Origin of the sequence: Austwickia chelonae (assembly GCF_003391095.1) — a bacterium.
In the GTDB taxonomy this organism is placed as follows: Bacteria; Actinomycetota; Actinomycetes; order Actinomycetales; family Dermatophilaceae; genus Austwickia; species Austwickia chelonae_A.
In genome coordinates this window covers 3,142,171-3,156,184 of sequence record NZ_CP031447.1, presented here as the reverse complement: position 1 = coordinate 3,156,184, position 14,014 = coordinate 3,142,171, and the positions used below count along the sequence as shown (strand labels likewise).

Annotated in this window: 12 protein-coding genes; 11 read left to right on the top strand and 1 reads right to left on the bottom strand. The window is 64.7% G+C overall.

Annotation, left to right across the window (positions count from 1 at the left end):
- Positions 1-8: 8 nt before the first annotated feature.
- On the bottom strand, positions 9-1,358 hold the full coding sequence (gene eccD / locus DX923_RS13870) for a type VII secretion integral membrane protein EccD (protein ID WP_162873009.1): 1,350 nt from the start codon (positions 1,356-1,358) through the stop codon (positions 9-11).
- Positions 1,359-1,444: 86 nt separating this feature from the next.
- Between eccD and eccCa the strand changes: the two genes are divergently transcribed.
- From eccCa to DX923_RS16975, 11 genes are all read left to right on the top strand, one after another.
- Complete coding sequence (gene eccCa, locus DX923_RS13865; RefSeq protein ID WP_116115702.1) at positions 1,445-5,386, top strand: type VII secretion protein EccCa; 3,942 nt, start codon at positions 1,445-1,447, stop codon at positions 5,384-5,386.
- Positions 5,387-5,721: 335 nt separating this feature from the next.
- Entirely contained in the window at positions 5,722-6,033 is a 312-nt protein-coding gene (locus DX923_RS13860) for a WXG100 family type VII secretion target (protein ID WP_116115701.1), read from the top strand.
- 59 nt (positions 6,034-6,092) lie between these two features.
- Positions 6,093-6,377, top strand: coding sequence for a WXG100 family type VII secretion target (locus tag DX923_RS13855; RefSeq protein ID WP_116116351.1), 285 nt, complete (start codon positions 6,093-6,095; stop codon positions 6,375-6,377).
- 164 nt (positions 6,378-6,541) lie between these two features.
- Complete coding sequence (locus DX923_RS13850; protein ID WP_116115700.1) at positions 6,542-6,856, top strand: hypothetical protein; 315 nt, start codon at positions 6,542-6,544, stop codon at positions 6,854-6,856.
- 31 nt (positions 6,857-6,887) lie between these two features.
- The gene (locus tag DX923_RS16980) at positions 6,888-9,692 is read left to right on the top strand and encodes a cell envelope integrity protein TolA (RefSeq protein ID WP_162873008.1); all 2,805 of its coding nucleotides are present in this window, start codon (positions 6,888-6,890) and stop codon (positions 9,690-9,692) included.
- The gene (locus DX923_RS13835) at positions 9,692-9,994 is read left to right on the top strand and encodes a hypothetical protein (RefSeq protein WP_116115697.1); all 303 of its coding nucleotides are present in this window, start codon (positions 9,692-9,694) and stop codon (positions 9,992-9,994) included. The genes DX923_RS16980 and DX923_RS13835 overlap by 1 nt, the downstream gene beginning before the upstream one ends.
- A complete protein-coding gene (locus DX923_RS13830) occupies positions 9,991-10,539 on the top strand; it encodes a YbaB/EbfC family nucleoid-associated protein (protein WP_116115696.1) in 549 nt (182 codons plus the stop codon). The genes DX923_RS13835 and DX923_RS13830 overlap by 4 nt, the downstream gene beginning before the upstream one ends.
- Positions 10,536-10,850, top strand: coding sequence for a type VII secretion target (locus tag DX923_RS13825; RefSeq protein WP_116115695.1), 315 nt, complete (start codon positions 10,536-10,538; stop codon positions 10,848-10,850). Before DX923_RS13830 ends, DX923_RS13825 begins: the two co-directional genes overlap by 4 nt.
- Entirely contained in the window at positions 10,847-11,665 is an 819-nt protein-coding gene (locus DX923_RS13820) for a WXG100 family type VII secretion target (RefSeq protein ID WP_116115694.1), read from the top strand. The genes DX923_RS13825 and DX923_RS13820 overlap by 4 nt, the downstream gene beginning before the upstream one ends.
- Before the next feature lie 16 nt (positions 11,666-11,681).
- Complete coding sequence (locus tag DX923_RS13815) at positions 11,682-12,434, top strand: hypothetical protein (protein ID WP_116115693.1); 753 nt, start codon at positions 11,682-11,684, stop codon at positions 12,432-12,434.
- Between the two features lie 57 nt (positions 12,435-12,491).
- Positions 12,492-13,973, top strand: a complete 1,482-nt coding sequence (locus DX923_RS16975; RefSeq protein ID WP_162873007.1) for a WXG100 family type VII secretion target — start codon at positions 12,492-12,494, stop codon at positions 13,971-13,973.
- Positions 13,974-14,014 lie beyond the last annotated feature (41 nt).

Below are 14,014 nucleotides of genomic sequence, written 5' to 3'. Positions count from 1 at the left end.
GGTGGTGTTCACAGGTGTCGGACGACGGAGTAGAGGTTCGCGGCCCCGACGGCCAGGGGGACGAGACTGACGATGAGCAGGCTCTCACCGATGTCGAGGGCTCTGGCGGTCAACGGGTTGATGTTGGTCTGCGGGAGCATCGTGGTGGCGACGGCGCCGGCGGCGATGAGGAAGAAGCCGAGGAAGAGGGGTGCTCCGGCAAGGCCGGGGTTGACGGACAGGATGCTGCCGACGCCCAGCACAGAGCCGATGAGCATGGTGATGACGATGGCGAGTTTGGTGTCTCGGTGGTCCATACGGCGGATGCGCATCAGCATGATCGCGACGATCACGGCGGCCAGGATGCTGCTGACGAGGTTGCCGGAGTGGATCAACGTGGCGACGCTGACCCCCGCTGTGACGGTGCAGCCGATGACCATTCCGGTGTGGTAGGTGGAGGCCATCTCGGCTCGTTGCATCGCGTCGGTGACGTCGAGGCCGTGATCGGTTTCGCCGAGTTCGGTGGCGCTGCGCGGGACGACCGGCATGGGCAGGCGGGCCAGCCGGACCACGATCCACGGCAGCATGGTGAGCACGGCCACGGCGATGCAGCCGGTTCCGCTGGCGATCTGCCCTGCGGTGGCGGGGACGAGGACGCCGACGAGTGAACCGCCTGCGCCGATCAACCCGGAGATGCCGATCGCGGTGAGCGGAACGGTCGCGCTGGGGACGAGCGCTCTCATCGACAGGGCGTAGACGATGCTGAACATGAATCCCAGCAGGAGACCGGGGAATCCGGGTTCGCCGGGGATGATGAGCAGCCCGGCCAGGATGACATGTCCGCCACCGGCTACGGCCAGGGTGCCGGCGAGGAGGTGTTCGCCGACGCGTTCGATGGCGGTGGCGGCGGCGATGATCGCGGCGACGGTGCCCAGAGCCATCAGTTCGTTGCCGAACTGGCTGGTGCTGTGGAAGAGGACGATGCCGGCGATGAGCAGCATGGTGCCGCTGATCGCTGCGCCGGTGACCGACCGGAGGGTGCGTCGATCGTGCCGGTCGCGGACGGTGCGGGCGATGACGTCGACGACGTCGTCGTAGATCGGCGGTGGCTCGGCGACGCCACGGGGGACGAGGCGGAGCAGTGTCCCGTCGAGGATGTCGAGGGAACGCAGTGTGTGTGCCATGTCGAGCCGGGAGCCGTCGTCGAGGGCGAGACACCAGCCGTCGTGTTCCATCCCGGCAGCGTCTCGTTCACCGACCATGTCGAGGACGAAGGGCAGGAGTTCACCGATGGTCAGGTCGAGTGGCAATGCCATGTCGACCCGGGTACGTGGCGCGACCACGGTGACTCGTGACTGGACCTGTGCGGCTGCCGCCATAGTCATCTCCCTGTGAACCGCGACGCGAAGCTCCTGGCATTATGGCAAACGTCTGTTCGCGCTGATGGTTGACCGGAAGGTAAGCAATGAGCACGCGTATCTTTTCCCGTCGAGCGCGCATCATGCCGCCGGAGCCACCGTCGGGTGAGCTGCATCTGGAGCCACCACCGGAGATCCCCCGGGCTGCGCCGGCCAACATCATGACCTATCTGCTGCCGGTGGCGATGATCCTCATGGTCGTGGGCTTCATCGTGGTCGGCGGGGTGAACACGGGTTCACTCATGATGGGTTCGATGATGCTGATGATGACCCTGGGCATGTTCGCCTCGAGTCTGGCTCAGAACAAGGACAAGGTCCAGCTGAACGTCGACCGACACGACTACCTGGCATACCTGGACCTGCAACGTGACCGGGTCGAACGGATCAGGCACGCGCAGTGGACGGCGCTGATGTGGTCACATCCGCACCCCGACCTGCTGTGGTGCTACGTCGGCGGCCGCCGGATGTGGGAACGCCGCCTGTTCGACGAGGACGCCTTGGTAATTCGCGTCGGCGTCGGAACCCAGCGTCTGGCACAGCGCCTACGAACCCCACAGACCGGGCTGGTCGAAGAACTGGACCCCATCGGCGCAGTAGCCCTACGCCGCTTCGTCCGCAGCCATTCACTGGTCCAGGACCTGCCGATCGCCGTCCGGCTCCGATCCTTCCCCGCCGTCACGATCGCAGGAGAACAAGAAGACGCACGAGCCCTCGCCCGGGCCATGATCCTGCAACTGGCGACCTTCCACGGCCCGGACTCCCTGGTGGTGGCCGCTGCCGTCGACGGCAGCGGACGAGCAGCCTGGGACTGGCTGAAATGGCTACCGCACAACCAACACCCGACCCTGAGCGACGGCGTCGGATCACTGCGGATGGTGGCCTCCTCCTTGGGAGAGATCGACGAATGGCTCTCCGAGGAACTCTCCTCCCGCGCACGCTTCTCCCGCAGAGAAGAACCGGACGGAGAATCCCGCCACGTCGTGATCGTCATCGACGGCGGCCACGTCACCTTGAACGAAGGCGCTTTCGTGACCACCGGCCTGTCCGGCGTCACCCTGATCGACCTGTCAGGATCCCTGGTCGGCGGCGTCGCCCGGCGCGCGCTGGCCTTGTCACTGGAGGACGGCCGACTGGGCGCCCGCAGCCGAGAAGGCATGGAATGGCTGGGCTCGGTCGACGGCATGTCGGCGGAACAGGCCATGATGACGGCCCGCGCCCTGGCGGCGTACCGGCTGAGCGACTCGCGAGCGCAGGAAGGCGATGACGCGCTGGTGGGGTCGACAGAACTGGTCGACATGCTCGGAGTGGGCAACCCCGCACTGATCGAGGCCGCCACGGTGTGGCGCACTCGGTCGAACCGAGACATGCTGCGGGTGCCGATCGGTGTCGGTGTCGGCGGAGAGACGGTCGAGCTCGACCTGAAGGAATCCGCACAAGGCGGCATGGGCCCGCACGGCCTGGTCATCGGAGCAACCGGTTCGGGTAAATCCGAGCTGTTGCGCACACTCGTCGTCGCACTGGCCGTCACACACCCGCCGGAGGCGCTGAACTTCGTCCTGATCGACTTCAAGGGTGGTGCGACTTTCGCCGGGCTGCAGGACCTACCCCATACGGCGGCAGTGATCACGAACCTGGCCGACGACCTGGCGATGGTCGACCGTATGTACGACGCCTTGTCCGGTGAGATGAACCGTCGACAGGAGCTGCTACGCGACTCGGGCAATTACGCGAACATCCGCGATTACGAGAAGGCGCGCTCGCGGGGGGTTCCGTTGCCACCGCTGCCCTCACTTCTGGTGATCTGCGATGAGTTCTCGGAGATGCTTTCGCAGAAGCCTGATTTCGCTGAGTTGTTCGTGGCGATCGGCCGGTTGGGTCGTAGCCTCGGCGTGCATCTGCTGTTGTCCAGTCAGCGGTTGGAGGAGGGGCGGCTGCGCGGTCTGGACAGTCACTTGTCGTATCGGATCGGTTTGAAGACCTTCTCGGCGGCGGAGTCGCGGACGGTGCTGGGAGTGGCGGACGCCTACGAGCTTCCGCCGGTGCCTGGCTCGGGGTATTTGAAGTTCGACACGACGACGATGGTGCGCTTCAAGGCGGCGTACGTCTCCGGTCCGTACACGGGGCATCGGGAGCGGGAGGAGGCCCGTGCGGTGATGGGCGATCTGGCTCCGATGACCTTTGTCTCCGATGCGGTGGGTTCGGCTCCGTTGGCGGTTCCGGTGGAGGAGGCCCCGGTCGTCGAGGTGGTGACGGACGACACCCAGTCGGTGCTGGACGTGGTGGTGGGCAGGTTGGCCGGTCAGGGCGATCTGGCGCACGAGGTGTGGCTGAAGCCTCTGGACGAGCCGCCGACCTTGGACATGTTGTTGCCGCCGTTGGCGGAGGATCCGGCGTTGGGTCTGGTGCCTGGGGGCTGGGCCGGTCTGGGGACTCTGCGTGCTCTGCTCGGTGTGGTGGACATGCCGTACGAGCAGCGGCGTGATCCGTTGATGGTGGACTTCTCCGGGAGTGCCGGTCACATGGCTGTGGTGGGTGGTCCGCGTAGCGGTAAGAGCACGGTGTTGCGGTCGTTGATCGCGACGTTGTCGTTGACCCATACGCCTCGGCAGGTGCAGTTCTACGTCATCGATTTCGGTGGTGGTTCGTTGGCTTCGACGGCTGTGCTGCCGCATGTGGGTGGGGTGGCGCATCGTGATCCGGATGCGGTGCGTCGGACGGTGGCTGAGGTCGCGGCGATCATCACCTTCCGGGAGCAGCTCTTCCGGGACGAGGGCGTGGAGTCGATGGCGCAGTATCGGGCGCAGCGTCCTGAGGGGATCGAGGACCCGTTCGGTGACATCTTCCTGGTGATCGACGGGTGGGGTGTTTTCCGCCAGGACTTCGAGGATCTGGAGTCGAAGGTCACCTATATCGCGACGCAGGGTTTGACGTACGGCGTGCACGTGATCCTGTCGACGGGTCGGTGGGCGGAGATCCGGCCGGCGTTGAAGGATGTCATCGGGGCGCGTTTGGAGTTGCGTCTGGGTGATCCGATGGAGTCCGAGATCGACCGGAAGGTGGCTCAGGGCGTCCCGCAGGAGCGACCTGGCCAGGGTTTGACGCCGTTCAAGCGGTATTTCTTGTCGGCTCTGCCGAGGATCGACGGCGTGGGCGATCCGGCGAATGTGCAGGTCGGTTTCGCTAATCTGGCCGAGCGGGTGTCGGCGGCCTGGACGGGTCCGTCGGCTCCGCCGGTGCGGATGCTGCCCGACGATCTGTCGATCGACGAGCTGTACGCCAGGGTGTCGGAGGAGGCTTGGGCTTCGGGTGCGATCCCGGTGGGTGTGGGCGAAGAGGCCTTGGCCCCGGTCCTGTTGAACTTCGATGCGGATGCGCACTTCTTGATGTTCGCCGACGGGGAGGGCGGCAAGTCGTCTTTCTTGAAGGTGGTGGCTTCGGGCCTGATGGCGACGCGTTCGTCGGACGACATGCGGATGTTGGTGGTCGATTATCGACGGACGATGCTCGACCATGTGCCGCCGGAGTATTTGGCCGGTTATGCCTCGAATGCGCAGACGTTGCGCGGTTTGGTGACGGATCTGGCAGCTTTGCTGCGCGGGCGTCTTCCTGGGCCTGAGGTGACGGCTCGGCAGCTCCGGGAGAGGAGCTGGTGGTCAGGTCCGGAGGTGTTCATCCTGATCGACGACTACGACCTGGTGGCGACGATGGAGAATCCGTTGTCGGTGTTGGTCGAGTTGTTGCCGCAGGCGAAGGACATCGGGTTGCACGTGGTGCTGGTGCGGCGTACCGGTGGTGCGGGCCGGGCGTTGTTCGATCCGATGATTCAGCGTCTTCGGGATCTGGCGACGCCGGGCTTCGTCGGTGGGGGTAGCCGTGAGGAAGGCGCTTTGCTGGGGACGGCGAAACCGGTTCCGGGTCTGCCGCCGGGGCGTGGTCACTTGGTGACTCGTCGCGGAGGTGTGGAAGTGGTGCATCTGGCGCGTCCTTGACGCGTGGGGGCGAAGTGGCGGGCCCGGATCGGCGGAGATGCCGGTTTGCGGGCCCGCTTGCTTGGGGCAGCGCCCCCGAGCCGCCGGTTGAGGGTGCCGTCGCCGAACGAGAATTTGCGCAAGATTTTTCCAACGCAGGTCGGTCGCTGGGGACGAGTGTCCGAGATGGGTTTTTTGCCTCTTCGTGAGGCTGTTCGTCCGTCAGTCGCGACGGAATAAATCGATGATTTCGAGCCCCGAACTGTACACCTGTCACATAGCATCGCACTTGCCGCCGTGACGGGGGCGCGTCGCGAGGCTTCGGGCCTCGATCACACGAGACAAAAGGATGTGTCATGTCGGGTTTCCAGACACAGACCGACCAGATGCGGTCGGCTTCGGCGAAGGTCGATGAGGTCAACAGCGCCATTCAGGCCCAGTTGTCTTCGCTGCGTGGCGAGATCGCCGGAGTGAGCGGTCACTGGAAGGGTTCGGCGGCAACGACTTTCCAGCAGCTGATGCAGCGTTGGGATGCAGATGCGGGCAAGTTGAGCCAGGCTCTCCAGGGTATTTCTGAGCAGATCGCTGCTTCGGGCCGGGCCTACCAGGCGCAGGAAGAGGCGAGCGATCAGGCCGTCCGTTCTGCTGGTTCCGGCCTCAACATGTGATTCGCCGTTCGGCGATCACTTTCAAGACGTTACTTCATGAAGAAATGGGAGGTTTCAGTATGTCTGAGATCGGTGTGAACTTCGGTGGGCTCGCGGGCACGCATCAGCGGGTCACCGCCACGGTAAACCAGATGAACGCGCAGCTGAGCGACCTGAAGAGCATGTTGGCTCCGATGGTTTCCACGTGGACGGGTGAGGCTGCCACCAACTACAACGAGAAGCAGCGTCAGTGGGACCAGGCTGCTGCCGACCTCAACGCGGTGCTGGCCGCCATCGGTAATGCCGTGGCACAGGCGAACGAGGGTTACCAGTCGACCGAGCGGGCGAACATCGGCCGTTTCTGAGTGGTGCTGCTAGGTCGGTGCGACTTCGTGATGTCGCACCGACCCAGCGGTGGTTTTTCTTCGGTTGGGGAGAGCACTGTGCTCTTCGGTATGTCCCGGGAGATACGCGGTGTTCGGGGCACCGGGTCTTGAATGGTTCGTGTTGAGAGCAGAGGTGTAAGGGCATGTCGGGCGGGTCGGTCAAGGCGACTTATGACGCTATGCGGAAGGGCGCACGGTCCTTTCAGGACGCGGGTCAAGCGACGTCTAAAGAGGCTCAGCGCCTTGCTGAACCTGGTATCACCGGCGGAAACATCGGGGAGCATTACGCCCGGTACGGGGCTCAGATTCGAGCAGGTCTGCTGGAAATCGGCTCTGCGGTAGGCGATATGGGGAAGACCCTGGATGCAACGTCATCGAGCATTCTGAAGTCTGCTGCGGCGTACCAGTCGACGGATGAGACTGCTGCATCGAATCTGCAGAGCGCGGCGAAGAGCTGATATCTGATGGATCGGGTTTCAAGGAGTAGCCGTGTCTGACGAGCTTATTAGCAGTTCAACTTTAAGTCGGAGGAAAAAGAGGAGCACAGCCGGCAGTATCTGGGACCTGATCAGCGGTCGCAGAAAGAAGACGAATCAGCCGGAGCCTCCTGCGGCGAAGACCCCGCCTGCGGACACGAAAACTCCGCCTGCGGACACGAAGACCCCGCCTGCGGACACGAAGACCCCGCCTGCGGACACGAAAACTCCGCCTGCAAACACGAAAAAATCAGCTGATGAGGCGAAGAAGTCGGCTGATGAGGCGAGCTCTGCAGCCGATAAGGCCAAGGAAGCTGAAAAAACTGCAGTGAAAGCTGCTGAAGATGCCAAAGAGTATGCAAAAAAGGCCGAAGATAATGCAGGTAAATCTGCGAAAAGTATAGAAGAGGCCCGAGCGAAGGCTAAAGAGGCTGAGCAGATTTCAGAAAAAGCAAAGAAAACTGCTAAAGAGGCAAATGATGCGGCAGAGGCGGCCAAAAAGAAATCAAATAAGGATAAGAAGGATGCGGATGCTGCTGATGCAAAAGATAAGGAAGGTATCGGCAAGCGCTTAAAAGATGGGATAGAAAATCTCAAAGATGCGAAAGATACCTTCGATCAGATCAAAGGTGTGGGCGAAGGCGCGGCCGCTCGTGCTCGGGAGTGGTGGGAGAAGAACACTCCCGCGGGTATGGGTAAAGATGGAGACGAGCGTCGTAAAGATCTGACATCCAAGCTTGACAAGAGCAAGAAGGATATCCAAGACGCTCTTCGTCAGGGCAAGACCGGGGCGGTGACAGGGAAGGCTGACACGATGCTGGCCTCTGTGGAGCCGGCGCTGCAGTTTTTCACGGAGTTCGATGACGCCTATTCCGCTGCGGGTGGCGGAAAGCTCGATGTCCCAGAGATGCGTAAGAAGCTCTGGTGGGAGCGAGGGATGGACTTCGGTGCCGTCTACTCTGAGGGTGAGAAGTACCGATCTTCCGGCGCCGTCGTCTCCGGTTACGTCGACGGGACGAAAAACGCGACCGGACAAATTCTTGGCAGTTGGAACGGGCGTGCTGCAGACAGCTTTTCGGCGTCGTCGAGCAGGACCCAAGGTTACTCGAGCAGCACTTCCGACGCTATGAAGAATGCTGGATCTGGGCTCGAAGACACCGGGCGGAATCTGCAGTCATTCGTTGGTCGTAAGGCGGAGGTTGTCGCTGACCTGTGGGGTGGCGGAACCATCTCTGGGATGAATGGGGCGCAAGCTAAGAAGATTGTGGAGATATCCCAGGGTAAGGGTGGCGCAAATGACCACCTGTGGGTGCTGCACAGTATCAGCGGAAATAAATCTGCTCTCGACTTCTGGGTCAAGGAGAGTGGCAGAATACTTGCGACTATCAAGTCGGACCCTGCTGCATTTGGTGCAGCTAAAGATAAAATGGAGTCCGAGCTCCGGGAGAAGGCGATTCAGGCTAGTAAGACCTGGACCAGCGAACAGCTTCTGAAGACTGTCAAGTCTCGGCAGGAGAGCTTCGAAAATGCGGTCCGCCAATGCGAGAAGTCTGTTAACGAGTCTTATTCAAAGGTGTCGACCGCTCTGACATCATTCACGAATCCTTTCCCGCCGGTGAAATCCGGTGGCGGTCCCTCCTCCCCGGGCATTCCTGGTGGGCCTCGCAAACCGGGAGGGGCACCGAAGACACCCCCGGCAGGTCGTGCTCCCGGGAAGCCTGGCGGAGCGCCGAAGGCCCCTTCACCGACGGTGCCCGGAGGATCCGGCGGAGGTAATGGCTCTGGCGGAGGCGCAGGGGGCGCAGGCAGTGCAGGGGGCGCAGGCAGTGCAGGCGGTGCAGGGGGCGGTAAGCCGGGCGGCGTACCGAAGATGCCGACGCCGACGATGCCGTCGCCGACGGTTCCCGGCGGGACCGGTGCTCCTGGTGGTGTGCCGAAGATGCCGTCGCCGGTCGTGCCCAGCGGGGTGGGCGGCTGCCCCGGCGGTGACGCCGGTGACAAGTCGAGAACACCGGTGCAGACCCTGCCCGGTGAGGCCGGTACTCCGGGAACCGGGGGTACTGGCGATGGCAGGCCCGGGGTGACCTTGCCGAAGATGCCCTCGCCGACGGTTCCCGGCGGGGCTGGTGCCCCTGCTGATATTCCGAAGATGCCGTCGCCGGTCGTGCCCAGCGGGGTGGACGGTTGCCCCGGCGGTGACGGGGAGAAACCGAAAACCACGTTGCCACCGAAGGGCTCTTTACGGACGGATGAATTTCCTCGCGGTCAGGCGCCAGTGGTGGGCACCTTGCCTGGCGTGCCGGGGCAGCTGCCGACCTCGGTGGGCGGTGGCGCGGGCTGCAGCCCGGTCGCAGGTGGGGGCCTCGGCGGATCTCCGGGGGCGGGGAGCCTGCCGAAGCTTCCTGACCCGGTTGTTCCCGGTGGCGGCCTACCCGGCGGCGGCCTGCCCGGTGGCGGCCTGCCCGGTGGCGGCCTGCCCGGTGGCGGCGGTGCCGTTGGCGGCGGGTCTGGCGCAGGCGTCGCTGGACATCCTGAGAAACCTTCTCTGGCAGGCCCTTCCCAGTTCGGGTCGTTGACATCGCAGCCTGCTGGCGGGCCGACCCCTGGCGGGTCACCTGTCGCAGGAAGTGGGGAAGCTGCCGGCGGGCAACGCGGCCCGGGAGGGATGGGCATGCCGATGATGCCGCCGATGGGCGGGCTTGGCGGTGGCGCAGGGCAGCAGGCGGAGATCAAACGTCGCTATGCCGCCAAGGAAGAACCTGTCGTCGATCCCGATGAAGAACAGATCTGGGAACGGAAAGGGCCGGTGGTCGGCTGATGGGCGCGTCGAGTCTGGACCGGTTGCAAGCCGAGCTGGCAGCGATCGCCGCTGAGGACGAGAGGGCTCACGAGGCGGCTCGTGAACGTGAACGTGAAGCAGCCCGGCAACGGGAAGAGCAGAGGCAACGCCTCGCGGAGGAGAGCTCGAAAGCAATGACGGAGGTGCAGGAGTCCTTGGGCCGAGAAGTCCAACGCCAACGTTTCCTGATGACCGGTCACAAACCACTACCTGCTTCGTCGACGTCACGGTGGGTGTTCGACGACGATGACGACGACTTCGAGGAGACCAGGCGTCGATGAACGGACGAGAACAAGAACGCTTTGGGATGACCCCGGAGATCGACGAGATCACTGCGGTCGCCGAAGGATGGCGTGAACAGTACGACAACATCCGTGAGCAGGTGAGCCAGGCCAAGGTGACCGGTAGCTCTCCGTGTGGCGGCGTGCGGGTGGAGATGGCTTCTGGAGCCAATATCGTCGGCATTCGGTTCTCGGAGGAGATTCTCCGTAAGTCTCCGAGCGCGGTCGAGAGCGCGGTGATGGCGGCGATCAAGGAGGCCACCACATCGATGTCTGCGCTGATGCAAGAAGCCGTGTCTCCTTATCTGACGGGGTTCGATGCCGGTGCGATTGCCAGCGGCGGCTTCCCGACCGGCCTCGCGGAGGCCTTCGAGAACGACTACCACCAGCGCAAGGAGAAGAAGGCGGACCCGGAGCCGCCGCAGCCTTCCCAGCCGCAGGCGGCTCCCCGTCCTCCGGGCGGCGCTCCTTCGGGGCGGGCCGTTCCGCCGAAGGACCGGCGTAGGGGCGGCGTCGACTGGTTCGACGACGAGGACGAGTCATGAGTGGTGAGTTCAGGGTTTCGCCGGAGGCCGTGCGGACCTTGGGGAGCAGCTTCGCCCAGGTCTCGTCGAAGGTGTCGTCAGCTCAGTCGAAGCCGCGCTCGGCAGCGGTTCCCGGCCAGGCGTGGGGTGTCGTGGGTCTCTTCGTGGAGAGCCACTACCAGCGGATGAACCAGGGCGCGGACAAGTCTTTGGGGCAGATCGCTGACTATGCCACTCGGCTGAGTGAGTCCTGCCGGGCCAGCGCCCAGAGTTATGAGGAGCAGGACCGGAAGGTCGTAGTGGCATTGCGCCAGATCGGGAAGAGGCTATGACTCGGGCTGCGGCAGCGGCAGGGCTGGGCACCCCTGGGTCGGGGGTTCAGACGGCGGCTGAGCTGACGATGATCTTGTCTCCGCTGATGGGGGACATCGGTTCTTTCGTCGGTGAGGCCGCGGGTTTTGTGGCTGACCCGCTGGGCTCGATCATCGCTTACGGTCTGGATCTGATCCTGGAGCTGGTCGCACCTTTGAAGCAGCTGCTTCAGATGGTCACGGGAAACCCGGCGGCGTTGACGGCGTGTTCTGCTCAGTGGCGGGCCGCGGCGACAGAACTCCGCGCGGTGAAGGACGAGTCCAAGGATGCGTTCAAAGCCGCGTCTGCCGAGTGGATGGGTGCGGCCGCGGATGCTTGCGGTGCGGCGACGGACCGGATGGCCCAGGCCTGCGAGCAGGTGTCCCAGATGTGTGACACGGCGGCGACGGCTTTGGACGGCAGCGCCGACCTCATGTCTGCTGCCGAGGACCTGGTCAAGGGCATCATCGTGCAGGTCGTGAAGTGGTGTATCGCCACGCAGGCGATCGGTGCGGGTGCTGCCGTGGTCACGGCGGGTGCGAGTGTGGCGGCGGCGCAGGCTGCGTGCGCTGTGCAGTGCGCGATCGGTACGGCCTTCGCGGCGGCGAAGGTCGCCAGGGTCGTGGCCTTGTTGGTGCGTCTCACCGAGGTGATGTCGGCGTGTGCGACGGCCTTGGAGGTGGCGCAGTTCGCGGTACGGATCGGTAAGGACGTCTATGACATCTCAGGTGCCGGCGGTGTGATCGCGGGCCCTGACGGGGTGTCGAAGGTCTTGGCAGGCGGCGGTGCCGCATGAGTGATCGGGGTGTGCGGTGTCTGAGTCATTGACCCGCGAGGAGTTCGCGTCCTTCTTGTGGGACAACGGGGTGCATCTGCCTTTCCCGTTTAAGGTGGGCCCTGCCCGCCCGGTACGAGAGGGGCTGGGCCGGGCCTTCGACCCGGAGGTGGCTTTGCGGCGCAGGCTGTGGTCGTCGGCGATGATCCGCCGGTTGGACGGTTTGTTGTGGGTGATGCGGGCCCCGGAGTCGGCGGCCTTCGCCTATACCGTGCTGGGCGAGAAGGACGCTGTCGAGTCGCGTCGGGTCACGGCGGGCATCGTGCGGGGCAATGACGCAGTGGTGGTGGAGGAGTCTTTCGAGGCTGTCCGGTTGTCGATGGTGCCGTGGTCGCAGGTGACTGCGGCGGTGGCTGGTTCGTTGCCTCCGATGTTGGGTGCGCCGCTGCCGCGGGTGTTCGTGCCGCAGGAGGGTGTCATGGCGATGGCTCAGGCCGCGGAGGCCGGGCTTTCGGAGAGAGCCCGTGCGCGTGCTGCTGCTGCGGCGGGCATGCCTGCTGGCGTCGAGGCGCGGATGGATGATCTGGCGTCGCGTTCGGTGATCCGGGGTTTTGTGGGCGCGGGTCGTGAGATCGGTGGGCAACGGATGATGAGCCCGGTGTCGGGTGATTTCTTCGCGGCGCCTGATGGCGGGGTGGTCCGGTGGGGTGATGACAGCGGGGTGACGGTGGAACCGGTGTCGACGGCTGTTCTGGCGCGTGTGCTGGGGGTGGCTCTGTCGAGGCTGTGATGACGGTCGGGGTGGTCTGATGTCGGTGTATTGCAGTGGACGAAGGAGTGGTTCGTGGTGAGTGGTGTTCGTGAAGGTGCGTACGAGGGGATGCGCTCGGCGGAGTTGAAGGCCGTGGCGGCGAGTGTGCGTCCTGAGGAGATGGCTGTCGCGGTGGACGCTTTCAAGAAGGCGTCTGCTGAGGTGGACCGGTTGTCGGCGGAGTTCCAGGAGAAGCTGGCGAGCCTGTCTGGTTCGGGGTGGAGCGGGGAGGCTGCTGCGGCGGCGATGTCGCGGACGGTGGAGACCTCGTCGTCAGGGCGCGGGGTGGCGTCGTCGTCAGGGACGGCCGGCGGCGCTGTGGGTGATTTCCGGCAGACGATGGAGCGTTACCAGGGGGAGGTCGCCGGGCTGCCGGCGCCGGAAGCGACTTACGAGAGGCCTACGGGGGTGATCCCTCGGGTGCGGGCTTCGGTGTCCTATTGGTGGGCGCGGCAAGAGGAAGAAGAAGCACGGGAGGCCTTGCTCGCCAAGGTGAAGGAGATGGACCGGGTCGCACGGGAACAGGGGGACCGTGTGGGGGGCGTGGCTTGGACTGAGTTACCTACTCACGAGTCAGAGGAGCCGCCGGAGTCGTTGACGGGTGCTGGGGGTCCGGCGTCGGATTGGATGCCGGGGAGTGGGCTTGGGGTTGGGCCTGTTCGGTCGGGTGGTTCGGGGGTTGGTGTGTGGCCGGGTGGCCCGGGTGGGGGTTCTCCAGGTGGGGGTGTTGTTCCTGGGGTTCCGGGTGGTTCTGGTGGTGGGGGTGTAGTTCCGGGGTTGCCGGGTGGCGGTGGTTCTGGGGTGCCTGGTGGTCCGGGTGGGAGTGGCCCGGGTGTGCCGGGTGGTTCTGGTGGTGGGGGTGTGTTTGCTCCGGTGGGGGTGTTGCCGCTGCCTCCGGGTGGGGTGCCGGGTGGTCCGGGTGGTTTTGTGCCGGGTGGTCCTGGGGGTCCTGGTGGTGTGGGGGTGTTGCCGCCTGGTGGTGGGTTGCCGGGTGGTGCTGGTGGGGTTCCTGGTGGTGTGGGGGTGTTGCCGCCTGGTGGTGGTTTCCCGCCTGGTGGGGTGGTGCCGGGTGGTCCGGGTGGGGTGCGGCCGGGTGTGCCTGGTGGTGCCGGTGGTGTTGGTGCTGGGGGTGGTTGGGCTCGTGGTGCCGGTGGTGCGGGGGTAGGTGCTGGCGGTAGTGCTGGTAGTGGTGGTTGGGCCCGTGGGGTTGGTGGTTCTGGTGGTGTCGGCGGTAGCGCTGGGGGTGCGGGTAGCGCTGGCGGTGGTGCTGGTGGTTGGGCTCGTGGTGCGGGTGGGTCTGGTGGTTTTGGGGCTGGGCCTGGTGGCACTGGTGGTGCTGGTGGTGTGGGTTCGGTGGGTGGTCGTGGGGGTGCTGGTCAGGGTGGTGTGCCGTTGGGTGGTGGGTCTGGTGGTGAGCGTGATCGGGGGTTGCGTGCTCGTCCGGAGTTTTTGGTGGCGTCGGATGAGGTGTGGGGGGATACGGAGTTGGTGGCTCCGCCGGTGTTGGGTGATGAGTGAGTTGGGTGTGGTCGGGTTGGTTGGTGGAGCGTGTCGGGAAA

Excerpts from the sequence above, each read along its gene's own strand:
- eccD (WP_162873009.1), bottom strand. The coding sequence starts at position 1,358 with ATGGCGGCAGCCGCACAGGTCCAGTCACGAGTCACCGTGGTCGCGCCA.
- eccCa (WP_116115702.1), top strand. The coding sequence starts at position 1,445 with ATGAGCACGCGTATCTTTTCCCGTCGAGCGCGCATCATGCCGCCGGAG.
- DX923_RS13860 (WP_116115701.1), top strand. The coding sequence starts at position 5,722 with ATGTCGGGTTTCCAGACACAGACCGACCAGATGCGGTCGGCTTCGGCG.
- DX923_RS13855 (WP_116116351.1), top strand. The coding sequence starts at position 6,093 with ATGTCTGAGATCGGTGTGAACTTCGGTGGGCTCGCGGGCACGCATCAG.
- DX923_RS13850 (WP_116115700.1), top strand. The coding sequence starts at position 6,542 with ATGTCGGGCGGGTCGGTCAAGGCGACTTATGACGCTATGCGGAAGGGC.
- DX923_RS13835 (WP_116115697.1), top strand. The coding sequence starts at position 9,692 with ATGGGCGCGTCGAGTCTGGACCGGTTGCAAGCCGAGCTGGCAGCGATC.
- DX923_RS13830 (WP_116115696.1), top strand. The coding sequence starts at position 9,991 with ATGAACGGACGAGAACAAGAACGCTTTGGGATGACCCCGGAGATCGAC.
- DX923_RS13825 (WP_116115695.1), top strand. The coding sequence starts at position 10,536 with ATGAGTGGTGAGTTCAGGGTTTCGCCGGAGGCCGTGCGGACCTTGGGG.
- DX923_RS13820 (WP_116115694.1), top strand. The coding sequence starts at position 10,847 with ATGACTCGGGCTGCGGCAGCGGCAGGGCTGGGCACCCCTGGGTCGGGG.